General features: G+C 46.3%; 16 protein-coding genes. 9 read left to right on the top strand and 7 right to left on the bottom strand.

Annotated features, from left to right (window positions below; all coding sequences use genetic code 11):
• Window positions 1–246: 246 nt before the first annotated feature.
• From ACNQFG_RS02705 to ACNQFG_RS02675, 7 genes are all read right to left on the bottom strand, one after another.
• Entirely contained in the window at window positions 247–621 is a 375-nt protein-coding gene (locus ACNQFG_RS02705) for a hypothetical protein (protein ID WP_423405894.1), read from the bottom strand.
• A gap of 42 nt (window positions 622–663) precedes the next feature.
• Window positions 664–1,620 (bottom strand): hypothetical protein, encoded by a 957-nt coding sequence (locus tag ACNQFG_RS02700; protein WP_423405893.1) that lies wholly within the window; start codon window positions 1,618–1,620, stop codon window positions 664–666.
• A 12-nt stretch (window positions 1,621–1,632) separates the two neighbouring features.
• Window positions 1,633–1,977: a hypothetical protein gene (locus ACNQFG_RS02695; protein WP_423405892.1), complete on the bottom strand. Its 345-nt coding sequence runs from the start codon at window positions 1,975–1,977 to the stop codon at window positions 1,633–1,635.
• Between the two features lie 17 nt (window positions 1,978–1,994).
• The gene (locus ACNQFG_RS02690; RefSeq protein WP_423405891.1) at window positions 1,995–2,705 is read right to left on the bottom strand and encodes a hypothetical protein; all 711 of its coding nucleotides are present in this window, start codon (window positions 2,703–2,705) and stop codon (window positions 1,995–1,997) included.
• A gap of 348 nt (window positions 2,706–3,053) precedes the next feature.
• Entirely contained in the window at window positions 3,054–3,509 is a 456-nt protein-coding gene (locus tag ACNQFG_RS02685) for a DUF3592 domain-containing protein (protein WP_015537049.1), read from the bottom strand.
• Between the two features lie 825 nt (window positions 3,510–4,334).
• Window positions 4,335–5,603, bottom strand: a complete 1,269-nt coding sequence (locus ACNQFG_RS02680) for a GHKL domain-containing protein (protein ID WP_423405890.1) — start codon at window positions 5,601–5,603, stop codon at window positions 4,335–4,337.
• Entirely contained in the window at window positions 5,600–6,298 is a 699-nt protein-coding gene (locus tag ACNQFG_RS02675) for a LytR/AlgR family response regulator transcription factor (protein WP_117472332.1), read from the bottom strand. Before ACNQFG_RS02675 ends, ACNQFG_RS02680 begins: the two co-directional genes overlap by 4 nt.
• A 178-nt stretch (window positions 6,299–6,476) precedes the next feature.
• On the opposite strand from ACNQFG_RS02675, the gene ACNQFG_RS02670 reads away from it, so the two are divergent.
• The 9 genes from ACNQFG_RS02670 (at window position 6,477) to ACNQFG_RS02630 (ending at window position 12,305) form a co-directional block, all read left to right on the top strand.
• On the top strand, window positions 6,477–7,064 hold the full coding sequence (locus ACNQFG_RS02670) for an accessory gene regulator B family protein (protein ID WP_423405889.1): 588 nt from the start codon (window positions 6,477–6,479) through the stop codon (window positions 7,062–7,064).
• 12 nt (window positions 7,065–7,076) lie between these two features.
• Window positions 7,077–7,247, top strand: coding sequence for a hypothetical protein (locus ACNQFG_RS02665; RefSeq protein ID WP_005924488.1), 171 nt, complete (start codon window positions 7,077–7,079; stop codon window positions 7,245–7,247).
• 77 nt (window positions 7,248–7,324) lie between these two features.
• A complete protein-coding gene (locus tag ACNQFG_RS02660; RefSeq protein ID WP_207699088.1) occupies window positions 7,325–7,795 on the top strand; it encodes a DUF5626 family protein in 471 nt (156 codons plus the stop codon).
• Window positions 7,796–7,808: 13 nt separating this feature from the next.
• Complete coding sequence (locus ACNQFG_RS02655; RefSeq protein ID WP_081027705.1) at window positions 7,809–7,955, top strand: cyclic lactone autoinducer peptide; 147 nt, start codon at window positions 7,809–7,811, stop codon at window positions 7,953–7,955.
• Window positions 7,956–8,068: 113 nt separating this feature from the next.
• Window positions 8,069–8,350, top strand: a complete 282-nt coding sequence (locus ACNQFG_RS02650) for a hypothetical protein (protein WP_005943373.1) — start codon at window positions 8,069–8,071, stop codon at window positions 8,348–8,350.
• 202 nt (window positions 8,351–8,552) lie between these two features.
• Complete coding sequence (locus ACNQFG_RS02645; RefSeq protein ID WP_117535234.1) at window positions 8,553–9,119, top strand: hypothetical protein; 567 nt, start codon at window positions 8,553–8,555, stop codon at window positions 9,117–9,119.
• A gap of 12 nt (window positions 9,120–9,131) precedes the next feature.
• Window positions 9,132–9,869: a DUF3658 domain-containing protein gene (locus tag ACNQFG_RS02640; RefSeq protein ID WP_223387800.1), complete on the top strand. Its 738-nt coding sequence runs from the start codon at window positions 9,132–9,134 to the stop codon at window positions 9,867–9,869.
• Window positions 9,870–10,067: 198 nt separating this feature from the next.
• Entirely contained in the window at window positions 10,068–11,804 is a 1,737-nt protein-coding gene (locus ACNQFG_RS02635; RefSeq protein ID WP_423405888.1) for a recombinase family protein, read from the top strand.
• A gap of 123 nt (window positions 11,805–11,927) precedes the next feature.
• Window positions 11,928–12,305 (top strand): carbohydrate kinase family protein, encoded by a 378-nt coding sequence (locus ACNQFG_RS02630; RefSeq protein ID WP_423405887.1) that lies wholly within the window; start codon window positions 11,928–11,930, stop codon window positions 12,303–12,305.
• Window positions 12,306–12,367 lie beyond the last annotated feature (62 nt).

Below are 12,367 nucleotides of genomic sequence, written 5' to 3'. Positions count from 1 at the left end.
TTGCCCGAAACGCACTCTATACAGCCGTTCCCCCTCGGAGAGCCCACTACACTTTGCAGACCACAGGGATGAAAGTGTCATAGTGGGTTATTACACTTCCGCAGAAGTGCCTTCTCCTCGCCGCAGACAGCCGGGTGTGCCTTTTGTGAGAGCTTTCTGTGCGGCGAATCTACATCGCCCACAGGCGATGTAAGCAGGGATTCCAAAGGGGCGCAGCACCCTTGGCACACGACTTTGGTACAAAGTCTAGTGTGTTACACCTTTCCAGAGGTGTATACGTTCCTGAAATGCAAAAAGCCCCATACCCAACACCTTAACGGTGCGGACATGGGACTTGATGCTTCCTCGGCCTAGCCGGGTACTCCGTAACCAATCCTGACAGGCAGTTGCCGTGTCATTTTTCGAAAACTGTTTTACGGATACCCAGCAAGCGGGAACTTCCTGTTTTTCTTTGGTTGCGATATGAGCCTGTTCCGCCTGCCATGCAGCAAATTCCCGTTGACCTTCCTCGCTGTTCCAGCAGGCAAGGATCGCCGGATAGAATGCCCGTGCCAGTCGTTCGATGGCTTCATCGGGGTAAGGGGAAATATTTGTGGACTTTTTCTTTTTGTTCAAACGCACACTCCTTTGGATTTCCGTTGACAGCATACAATGTGCCTGTTGTTATGCTGTCTGCTCATCCTCTGCGAGTGCAGATTCCAGAGAAGCAAGGTACTCCTTGTGCTTGTGGATGATTTCGAGAATGACTTCCCGCTGCGCATTATCCGGCATCATCTTCAGCTGATAGTCAAACTCTGTACGGAAACGAGTGGTGATGTGTTCCAGCGCCACATACTCGTACCGCACTTCTTTCGGGTAAGCATCGCTGTCATAGACCGATTCGATTTTCTGCATCGGCATATAGGGCGCTTTCCCCGGCTCTGGGGGTGCTCCATTTGTATTCGGTTTCGGCTCGACCTTCCGTTCCGGGTACAGAATCTCATCCACGATTTTCTGCCGGTCGATATAGTCTGCCTTGGCAAGACGGTGCAAATCGGCATCACGGACTTTGAATTGCCCGGACAGGATCTTTTCTTTTGTACCGGGCATCATCTGCTCCATGATCTCCACGCCCTTCATAAACTTTTCGGAGCGGGAAACGTAGGATTCACTGACATGGTGCTGCTCTGCAATCTGCTTACGAACGCTTGCTTCTGTGGCAGTGGGAGGAATTGTGTCATTTTGACACAATTCCTCCGGGGCGGTTTTCTTGGCAGCAGCCGTGTGCTGGTTGTTGCCGTTTCCACCGGGCTTCCGATGCTCGATGCTGTACTGCTTTCCAACAAGGAACTTCTTCTGCTCCGGCGTGAGATTGCGTCGCCCCAACTGATTCTTGCAGATCCATGCGAGGACTTCTTCTCTGCTTTCAAATCGGAGCGGCATGGTGGAAAAATAAATCTCAGGATGCTTCTGGAGAATGGCATAACGGTTGTGGCCGTCAACAAGGGTATTGTTCCAAACGATCAAAGGAGAGAGCAGCTTGCCCTCTTTCAGGATATTTTCTTCAAGCTGCTTAAATTCATCATCGGTCAGAGGAGGAATCTGAGACTGGAACTCTGGGTCGATTTTCAAGTTGATCATACGCACACTCCTTTATCTCTCCTGCTGCGCCTGTTCTTCCTCCCGGAAAAAGGACGCAACATTCTGCTTTGCGGTTTTCAGTTTGAGCAGTTCCTCTTTGGCTTCCTTGTACTGCTCGTAGAACTTTGCCTTTTCGGATGCCAGCTGCGCATACTCGGCTTCCAGCTTTTTCGGGCTGGGCAGCTTGGTGATATCATTTGCCTTGAAATAGGCTGCTGCCGCCCGGTGCGCTGTCAGCTCTGCACGGTGCTGTTCTTCAAAGGCTGCGGGTCGTTTTGCAGCTTTTAACTGCTGTGCGACGCTCTTGGTGCTGGCGTAGGCTGCGACATGATAGCGCAGCTCTTTGTTGGCTTTCATGCGACCTTCGAGATCTTTCACCACTGCCAGCGAATCGTGGAACTTGGTATCAAGCTCTGTAATTCTCTGGTCGAGTGCGTCCTCGTCAGACCATTTTCCTGCAAGAGGATCAAGGTCTGTGCCATAGCTTTGAGGTTGTGTTTTTTCGCCCAACGCTCGTAGCCGATGCCCTTACCCTGCTTCAGCTTTGCCTGAATATCGATCAGTTTCCCGATGCGGTCAGGCATAAACTGAATCGCGCGCTTACGCTCAGCATTTTCTTTCAAGGCGGCAAGCACTGCTGCCTGATCGAACTTGTCACCGAGCTTTTTTGCCCGGATGAACTTTGTCCTTCCAGCAGGCAGATAACTTAAGCATCCGCGACTTTCCTTGACGGTAATGCCGTACTGCTGCAAGAGCCTGTCCGAGAAATCTTCAAAACTCGTGACACGGTACAGCACTGAAGAAATCTGTTTCCGCAGGGTATCTTTTACGGTTTCAAACTTCTTCTGCCGGGACGGTTGTCCAGCTGCGGTGAGGGCTGCGTTCTCGCGGTCAAGTTTCTGTTGTCCACGCCGCCTTGCCCAATATTCGGCCTCGCTGACACGCTCTTTCGAGCCGTTGAGCAGGTCGATCTGGTACAGTCCAGCACCTTCGCACAGCTCCATGACCTCGACACGCAAGTGCCGCATGGTCTGGGCCGTGCTGGAGTGCTTCATACCCTCACACCAGTCGCGGGGCTTCTGCATATAGGGCTTGCGCCCGCTCCATGGTCAGGCCGTTCTCTACTGCGTCCTTCGGGTCGAAGCTGATGATATAATGGTGGGTCTTCACGTCCGCAGACTGTTCGTAAAACAGTATTCAACAAATGACACGGCAACTGGATGTCAGGATTGGTTACTGTTCACTCCGCTAGGCCTAAAAAGCATTAAGTCCCATGACCACACCGCCGAGGTGTTGGCCATGGGACTTTTTGTGTCTGGGAGCGGCACACCTCTATCGAGGTGTAACACACTAGACTTTGTTCCAAAGTCGTGTGCCAAAGGAGATTACGCTCCTTTGAAATTTCCGTTATCATAGAGGAAAGAAACAATCTATTAACTTTCCCATGCAGCAACAATGCTTCTTTCTGGGTTTTGAGGGTCAATAGTCACCTTTATAGGTGTTCCCTTGCTCACGAGAGGTTTGAACCAAAACCAATGGGACTGTCCATAATAAGTGTCTTTTCCAATCTTGTATTGGTACCGAATCACCCAAGGATAAATTACATCTTCATCAGCAAGGTGATAGGTACTCATGTGGAATTTTATGTGAACCCTTTTTACTGCATTAACTTTTCCGGAAACAATCTTTCCGTTTTTCAGCAGGTCTGCTTTGCGGATGTCTGTAATCCATGCTACCCCGATAATTGCCATAGCAATAAGCCACGCAGCTATGAGTGCCCCGATTCCAACTTGCTTATAGGCGATAGAAATCAGAAAAGCAACAAAAATCCCAACAGCACCAAGAATATGGAGCAAATCTTTAGAAAAGAACTTATGGATTTTTTTCATGGAAAGACACTTCCTTTCTCGGTAGACAACATTATTTGTTCTATTGTATCATATGCTCTGTGTTTTTTCAAACCAAGTCAAGTGATTGGTGAAACGACATGAAATAATTGCATCTCACGACAGGTCACCAAAGATAATTGGATTTTTGCAAAAAGAGGAGTAGTGTATCATCGAAGGATGTGTTATACTCAGTCCATGGAACAATTATGAACTTTATTGTTACTCGGCAGGGTTTGGGGCAGGCACGCCCCAACAAGATCACTTCGGAAATGCAGACGCATTGAAGAAGTGAAGTCCCGGTGGAGCACAACATTTTCAAGAATTGAAAATTTGTGGCCACGGGACGGTTCTTGCTCTCCACCGCTGCGCTCAAAACGCATTTCCGAAAGTTGTTTCCGAATTGTTAAGACGCAAAAATAAGTAGAGAGTTCCGCTGCTCGTGTATGTTGATCGCCGTTTGCTCCGAACGAAGTTCCTGCCCCTGTTTTGCAGCGGCGTTGGCCGAAAAGCCGGTATCACGCTCGGACGGCTCATGAAATTCTCAAGGTACGGCTTCCCCAAAAAGAAAATACCGCCCACGCAGTACAGGCGAAGGATTTTGTCGGGTGAAACAGACGGCAAAATGATCGGGTGTGTTGCGGGGCGGTAAATCTTCGCAGGAAATAAAACCGCACAGAATCGTTTCTTTACAGAAATCGCTGTGGATTTGTTGGGAATGATAACATAAGTATTGATGTGTGTCAACACTTCAGGATAATGAATACATCAGATGAATGAAACACACAAAGTACAAGCAAAAGCAAAGCAATGTTTTAGGAGAATGTTTTAATTTTCGCAGTTCAGGCGGACTTGGACGGTAAACACACCGTCTTTCTTTTTCGTATAGAAGTCACCATGGTTCTCCTGAACGATACGATTTATATTTTTTAGTCCGTAACCGTGATACTCTCCGATGCGGATTCCGCGAGAAGTATCACTGTATGGGTTTTCCAGCCGATAGAAGAGGCTTCGATACTGCTTGCGCAGCTGTAGATGAATGATTCTCTGTTCCGCTGGCAGGTCGCAACAGGCTTCGATGGCATTGTCAAATGTGTTTCCGATAATGATGCTCAAAGACAACGATGAGATCGTCAGGACTTCAGGAATCGTCACATCCAGTTTGACGTTGATGTTATTCCTTTCCGCAATTCGTAAGTAATAATTCAAAAGAGCATCAACAACAGGATTTCCGACCGCAGAAATATTTGTGGAACGCTCGAAAACATTCGTGGCGGCCTGTGCGATCTTGTGAAGTTCTTCGGTATCACCGTGTTCTGCAACTGCCTGCATCGCCAGAATGTATTTCTTCACATCATGCTGTAGAGAACGGACTTCTTCCTGACGTTCTTTGAGCTGCTGGTAGTATTCCATTTGAAGGTTGTACTGCTGCTCATTGAACTTGGCTTTGAATTTTTCCAGTTCATTTTCCCGGAGAGCTTCCACATAGAACACAATCAGGATGTTTATAAGGAGAAGTACAGCCATAAGGCCGACCATATAATCCGGGAAATACTCATCCGCAGCATGATACTGTGCTACATAACAGACAGCAATACTTGAGATTTGAATTACAATGATTGGCAACAGCCATAGGATGCGCAGAGCATTTCCCTTTCGACTGAAAAAATGTGAGATCAGGACTACAAGTGGAATTTGAATCAGGTTTGAAAAAACGACATAAACCAACCGTGCTGCCCCAGCCTGCATCAGAATATCGGTATCAGGGATGCGCAGCCCAATCAGGAGCATTGCAAGCACTTCCACCAAAGCAATCAGCGTAAAGAAAGCTCCGCTTGCAAAAACCGCCTGCCATGTTCGCACTTCGTAAAACAGCAGTGCGAGGAGAAATCCGCCAACTAAAAGATAGATCGTGCGCTGCGTCACCCAGTCCGGGAATAAGCTCAGTGTACACTGACCAACGATCATAAGCACAACATACACATAGAACCATTTTGAAACGGGCTCCTTTTTAGGAAACAGCCGACCGATAAAAAGCAGCAACAGGGCGATGTTGGCAAAGCTCCCTGCAAACTCAACGAAATAATAAAGCATCATCTTCCCAAATAAGCGTTGAAGTTCTGGTTGAACTCCTGACGCTTCCTCCTGCTGATCGGCAGCTGATGTCCGCTGGAAAGAAAAACAGCGGTTCCTGTAGCGTAAACAATGTGTTCCATGTTGACGAGATAACTTTTGTGTGGTGACACAAAGCACCGTTTGGGAAGCTGCTCCAAGGCTTCAGGAATGCTCATTCGCAATGTAAGGTCTTGCTCCTTACAGTGGATCAGAACTTTATGTCCGTGGCTTTCCAGAAAGTAAATGTCCGATGTCTCCAAGGACATGGTAACACCATCGTATTCGATTGTAAAATGTTTGGAGTTCAGCTCCTGAAGGACGGCATCCATTGCTGCAGCGAACAGTGTCTGATCCAAAGGTTTGACAAGGTAGCGGAATGCAATGCCATATCCTTGCACAGCGTACTCATGCCGCTTCGTGACAAATACCACCAAGGGATGTTTCTCCATTTGGATCAGAGACTGTGCCAGCTGAAAACCGTTGGATGGCATCTCGATATCGAGAAGAAGCAGATCAAAGGATTTCTTCTGCATCTGCAATTCGCTCAGAAGCTCATTCCCGTCCATGTAAGTCTCAATGTCAAAGCAGCCTTGCACATCGTACTGCTGGACGCTTTGAACAATGCCATCAAGGTCTGATTTCTCATCATCGCAGACTGCAACGTGGTACTTCAGCATTTCGACAACCTCCACAAAATAATGTCCCGATACTATTATAGACTGTGCAAAGGCTCCTTACAAGTAGTCCGACCTACCACTTTTGTCACCAGAACGACCAGTTTTGCCAAACCTCTTGATTTTGTTGAAATTTATGATACAGTGAAGCAAAAATCAGAAGATAAGGTGGGCAACTGCAATGTGGGAACGCACGCTGTCTCAGAAATTAGTCCGTCTTTTCTGTGAGCAAAAAGTGATAGATGAAGCAAAGGCGGATGCGTATGTCTATGGGTACGAGTTGCTCATATCATCTGTTGTGAGCATTCTGCTTGTTATTCTCATCGCTGCTGTGTGTGGTGATGTGCGGTACGCACTTTCATTTTTGATCGGGTTTATCCCACAGCGAATCTACATTGGTGGATATCACGCAACGTCGCACACCAGATGCTATCTGGCGTTTACCGGACTGGCACTTATCTGCATTTTGCTAAGTAAGGCAATCGCAGCAAATCACCTTTTCCGTATCCTGACAACAGTAGCTCTTTTGGGCATCTCTATCTTTCTCTCACCTATCGAAGCAAAGAATAAGCCTTTAAGTGAAAAGAAGCGGTCAAGTTACAAGATGGTCGCATCTGTTCTTTCGTCAATAGATTTCCTGCTTGCCATTTTTAATGTGCTTCCGTATACACGTCATGTAGTTTGCTACTATCTCTCCAAATGGGTATTGATTGTATTCTCAACAATTCCTTTGGTTCAACAAAAATTTAATGCCAACTTTTGTAGATAGGGAGGTGATAACATGAAAAAAAACAAATGGGTGCTGCTTCTTATCGCTTTTGTTGCATTTTTGGTATTGGTTTATTTTATTGGTGCTTGCCTTAATGCAACGGCAGAGGCATTGACAATTATTTCTCTCTGCATCGGCATACTGGTCATTTATTTAGTCGTAAAAGCAATCAAATCAAAATAAGGAAAGGAAAATGTGATCATGAGTACAAGAAAATTTATCAAAAACTTACGGCGAGTCTGCTTTTTATTGCGGTTGTAATGTCGTTTGGCGTTCAGTCTGCCTTCGCTGAATCGAATTCACCGAAAGCTACCGTTAAGAACAACGTTGTTACTTTTAGCAATCTCGATCAACTGAAGGCAAACGAGAAGCTCACAATTGCGGTAGTTGACAGTAATGGTGATCCAGCAACTATTACTATCGAGTCAGTGGACAATTCAATTTCTCGTGTAGCGAAATCGTCGAATTCTTGGAAGGTTTCGTATAAGGGAGTGGTGATTCATGCATATTTTTATATGACAGTGACGAATAACAAAGTCACAAATGCATGGGACTATTCGATTACAACTTTGGGTTCCACATATAGTGATGCAAGTTTGACGTATAACTCCAGTTCGGCAAAACTCACCTTTACCAGTAACGCTTATAATGGTATTGCTTCTCATACTTGCTGGCTGAAGGGAACTCCTCGCGGAACAAACAATGAAGTCGATGTAACGTATTCTATGTAATGTGGAGGACAATATGAAACAGAATTCACAAAAACTGATTTTTTTCCTGAGTAAAATTACATGTGCTTTTGCAATGGCGATTGCAGTCTTAAGTGTGAATAGCACCTGCTGCTTTACAGCGTATCAGCCGGATGTCCCTGAATCGCTTGATCGCAACTAAACTCATATGATAGACATTACCCATTGCTATCATGATATTTTGTATTCGTATGATTCCGGTGGACACCTTATGGATACTACAAAATCGTACCATCAAGCTGTGGGAGGCTAAGAATGAAAAAAGGCAAAAGCAACTTTTTTCTTATTGCTCCTTTTGCTCTTTGGGGCTGCATTTCAGTATGGACTAGTAATCTTGTCCGATTGACAGATAAAAGCGCAGTACCTTATGCTTGGGCTTCTTTGTTTTTCTCATATGGAATCGTAGCAGTGCATTATATCCAAGTGGCAGTATCCTCCAAAGGCTGTAACAATGCCGAAAACGAAAAAATTGCATGGGTTCAGCTTGGGCTTTCAACTTTGTTCTTGATAGTAGCTGTTGTTCTAGCTATTCAATGAAGGAAAGCAACGTAATCACCCAAAGCAGTGTAAGGTCACAATATTTTCTATTCCAACAGTATTCTAGTAGTTTCAGCATTTGTATGGTTCACATTTATTTGCCGAGGAGTATACACCTGAAGGGGAAAATTTAATGAAGGTGATTCCAATGGAGCTTTAGTGTATTGAGTGAAGAAAAAAATAAATTAGGAGGCAGTATACTGTGACTAACAAAATCAAACGGCTGATTTCCATTCTATTGGTCACGGTTTTATTTCTCCTGACCATTCAGCCAGCATTTGCAACTGGAAATAAGAGAAAGATCGATGATTATTCGATAGAAGAACTTCTCAATCTTTCTGTGCAAGAACAAGAGAATCTCGGATTTTATGTTTTGGCCGAGGTTCCAATGCGCGTTCCTGTTTCTAATACAGACGGCTCAAGAGTTGTATCGTATATTGATGGAACATGGAGAGTTCTTTATACAAAGGCCAATGGATTGGGCTTTTATATGAGTGGAACTACCGTCGGTATTGGCCCGGATTTAATAAAAAATGTTTCAGGAACGGATTACTACACGAGCTATTCCGATAACATCGAACGAAGCTGCCCATTTTCAACGACAGCACTAGTTCCAGAACAAAGTATATATAATACAACCTATACATATGACTTCTATGATGTTGGAACTTATCTTGATTGCAGCGTTGGGTGTTATTTTGGAGTGGTTGGCTCAAGCAAACCAATCTATTGGAGTGCAACTACACAAGTCACTATCCCGAAATTATGATTCTGACCAGCTATGGATGAAATTGTTTTTGAACCCAGTGATGTCAATATGTTAGCAGCTTTAGGCATCGTCGAAAGTGTAAAGTTGTTTCCGTTTATGTTATCAATGGGAGAACTTCAATATGCTTGCGATTCAGAATATCGTTGCAAACAATTCGTGAATTGCCTTTCAGAATATTATCCTGACAGCCAAATTGAAGCTAGACAACTGTGGTCGAAATATCATGGTACAGCGAATGCGGTTCAATGTGATATGATAAATCATAAGCCACTGCGTGTTTGGGTCAGGAGTTCTGCCGATTGTTGGTGCGGCATTTATTATATTTGTTACTATGCAGCAAAGTATGGTACAAATAGAATTTTGCTTGCATCCAGAGAAGGTCTGAAAGAATTTATGGAAGGGAAAACCGATAAGATCTCACAAAAGTATTTGACGGAAGAAACTATTACTGAGTATGCCAAAAGATGGGGAAAGCTATTAAACGAAAACACCTCCATGCGTATTTGGCATGCGAACGATGTTAAAAGCGTTAACATAGATTATTTCGACCAGAGAATTATTAGTTTAGTATCGAGAATTCCTATTTCGGTTGGTGAACTTACCGCAGACGTATTAAAAGCGATTTCTGCTCCGGTAAGTGACTGGTATGTCATGAAACGCATAGAAGCACTTTTGAAAAAGGGTGTTCTTCAAGTCGTTATTCCAAACAAAATCTTTTATAATACCATCGTCCAGCTAAACGAAGAATAAAGGAATCCGAGCAAGTCGGCCCAACAGTCACCTCATTTCAACGAGAGGGGTGGCTGTTGGGTCAATTGTTCAAAAAGAAAAACTGAAGATAATAAAAAGTCTTGATTTCTCCATCAAAACATGGTATATACATTATACGAAACAGCGCTTTGAAAGAACGCTCCACCGTTCAATGACGTGTAAAGAGAGGTGCTTGCCATGACCGCTGTGATCTACGCCCGCTATTCCAGTGATAACCAGCGCGAAGAATCCATCGAAGGCCAGATTCGTGAATGCACGGCCTATGCCGAAAAGAATGACATCACTATCGTCAAGCACTACATTGACCGCGCCATCTCTGCCAAGACGGATAATCGCCCTCAATTCCAACAGATGATAAAGGACAGCGACAAGAAGCTGTTTGATATTGTTCTGGTCTGGAAACTTGACCGCTTTGCCCGGAATCGCTACGACAGTGCCCGGTATAAGACCCAGCTGAAGAAGAACGGTGTCAAGCTCATGTCGGCTACGGAGATCATCTCCGAGGGGCCAGAGGGTATCATTCTGGAATCGGTTCTGGAGGGCTATGCAGAATACTACTCTGCCGACCTTGCCGAAAAGGTTGTCCGTGGACAGACAGAGAACATCCTGAAAGGCCGCTGCAACGGTGGTCGTGGAACGTTTGGATATACGCTGGATTCCGAGCGGAAATTTCACATCGACCCGCTTGCCTCCCCTTTCGTGCTGGAATCGTTCACGAAGTATCGGGATGGCCTCACGATGAAAGAGATTCGGGACTGGCTGAATGAAAACGGCATCAAGAACCCGGTCGGAGGCGAATTTACTTACAACAGCGTGGAGCACATGCTCAAAAACCGGCGTTATATCGGAGAACTGAAATTCCGGGATGTGGTCGTGCCGGATGCGATTCCGCCCATCGTGCCGCTGGAACTGTTCGATGATGTGCAGGAAAAGATTGCCAAAAACAAGAAAGCCCCTGCCCGAAGAAAGGCAGAGGACGATTACCTGCTGACAACCAAGCTGCACTGTGGTTGCTGCGGTGCGCTGATGTTTGGCGAAAGCGGCACAAGCCGGACGGGAGAAGTCCACCGCTACTATAAATGTGCCACGGCCAAAAAGAAGAAGGGCTGCAAGAAGAAAACTGTCCGTAAACAGTGGCTGGAAGATCTTGTGGTTAACCAGACCATGCAGCTTGTAAAAGACGATGCCGCTATGGAGTCCATCATCGCCAAAGTCATGGAACTGCAAGACCGGGAGAACACCAACCTTCCCCTCTATGAGAAGCAGCTCAGGGATGCGGAATCAGGTATCCAGAATATGCTCAACGCGATTCAGGCCGGAATCCTCACCAGTTCCACCAAGGAACGGCTGGAGCAGCTCGAAGAAACCAAGCGTGAGCTTGAAGCCCGCATTGCAGAAGAAAAGCTGGCAAAGCCCAAGATCAAAGAGGAATTTATCCGTTTCTGGTTGATGAGGTTCCGTAAGCTGGACATGAGCCTGAAAGACCAGCGGCAGGCGTTGGTGGATACGTTCATCAATTCGATTTATCTGTACGATGATAAGGTTTTGATAACCTTTAACTATAAAGAAGGTACACAGACCATCACGTTTGAGGAAGCGGCTCAAGCCGCATCAAAAGAAAATGGTTCGGATTTGGATTGCATTCCTGCACCAAGAAAAACCAGTACACATTGTGTGCTGGTTTTTCTTTTTTGTTTGCGCGATGGAAGGGACTCGAACAGGGCGGCGGCGCATAGCGCCGCAAGCAAAGCCACAGTGTGGCTTTGCTTAGCCCGCGGGTCCCAACGCGTAGGAATGTCTAACGTGGAAGCTGTGAATCGAAAGATTTCATGGCTTTTTTGTTTTGTAAGCCATGAGTGCACGGTTTCTGCACGGTTTTTGCACGGTCGGTGTTTTCCATGTCCGATGATGTAGGGCGCTGTATTGCATTGCAATCAGTGCCCTTTTTTGCATCAGGTGAGCAGTGCCAGGCGGAGCTTTGCCTTCATTTCCGGGTCGGCATCCTTCAGCAATTCCAAAAGAGCTCCCCTGCCGCTGGTGGATATCCTGAAAGTGTCCGATGAGGAGCTGCCCCTGCTCATCGGCACCACCGACTGTGCCGAGGGCACAGCCCAGCTTGCCCAGAACGGCATCCGGCTGATTTTCGTCACCTTGGGTGCAAATGGCGTGTTCTACCGCTTTGGGGACAAGACCGGCCGTGTGGCTGGCGCTCCCTGCAAGGTAGGCGACATCAACGGCGCAGGCGATACCTTCTTTGGGGCGGCTCTGTCCAAGCTCTGCAAGGAGGAGCTGGACACTCTGACGGTGGACAAGCTGGAAGGCATTCTGGCCTTTGCCAATAAAGCTGCCAGCATCACCACCAGCCGCCATGGTGCTATCCCTGCCATGCCTACATTGGAAGAAATCGAAAAATAACAGAACCGGCCACCGACCTGTAGCAAATCATACAGGCCGGTGGCCGGGAACCATGGGTTAGA

This window comes from Faecalibacterium prausnitzii, from assembly GCF_049532945.1.
GTDB classification, from domain to species: domain Bacteria; phylum Bacillota; class Clostridia; order Oscillospirales; family Ruminococcaceae; genus Faecalibacterium; species Faecalibacterium prausnitzii_N.
The sequence above is the reverse complement of the archived record's forward strand: the minus strand, read 5'-3'. Positions and strand labels throughout refer to the sequence as shown.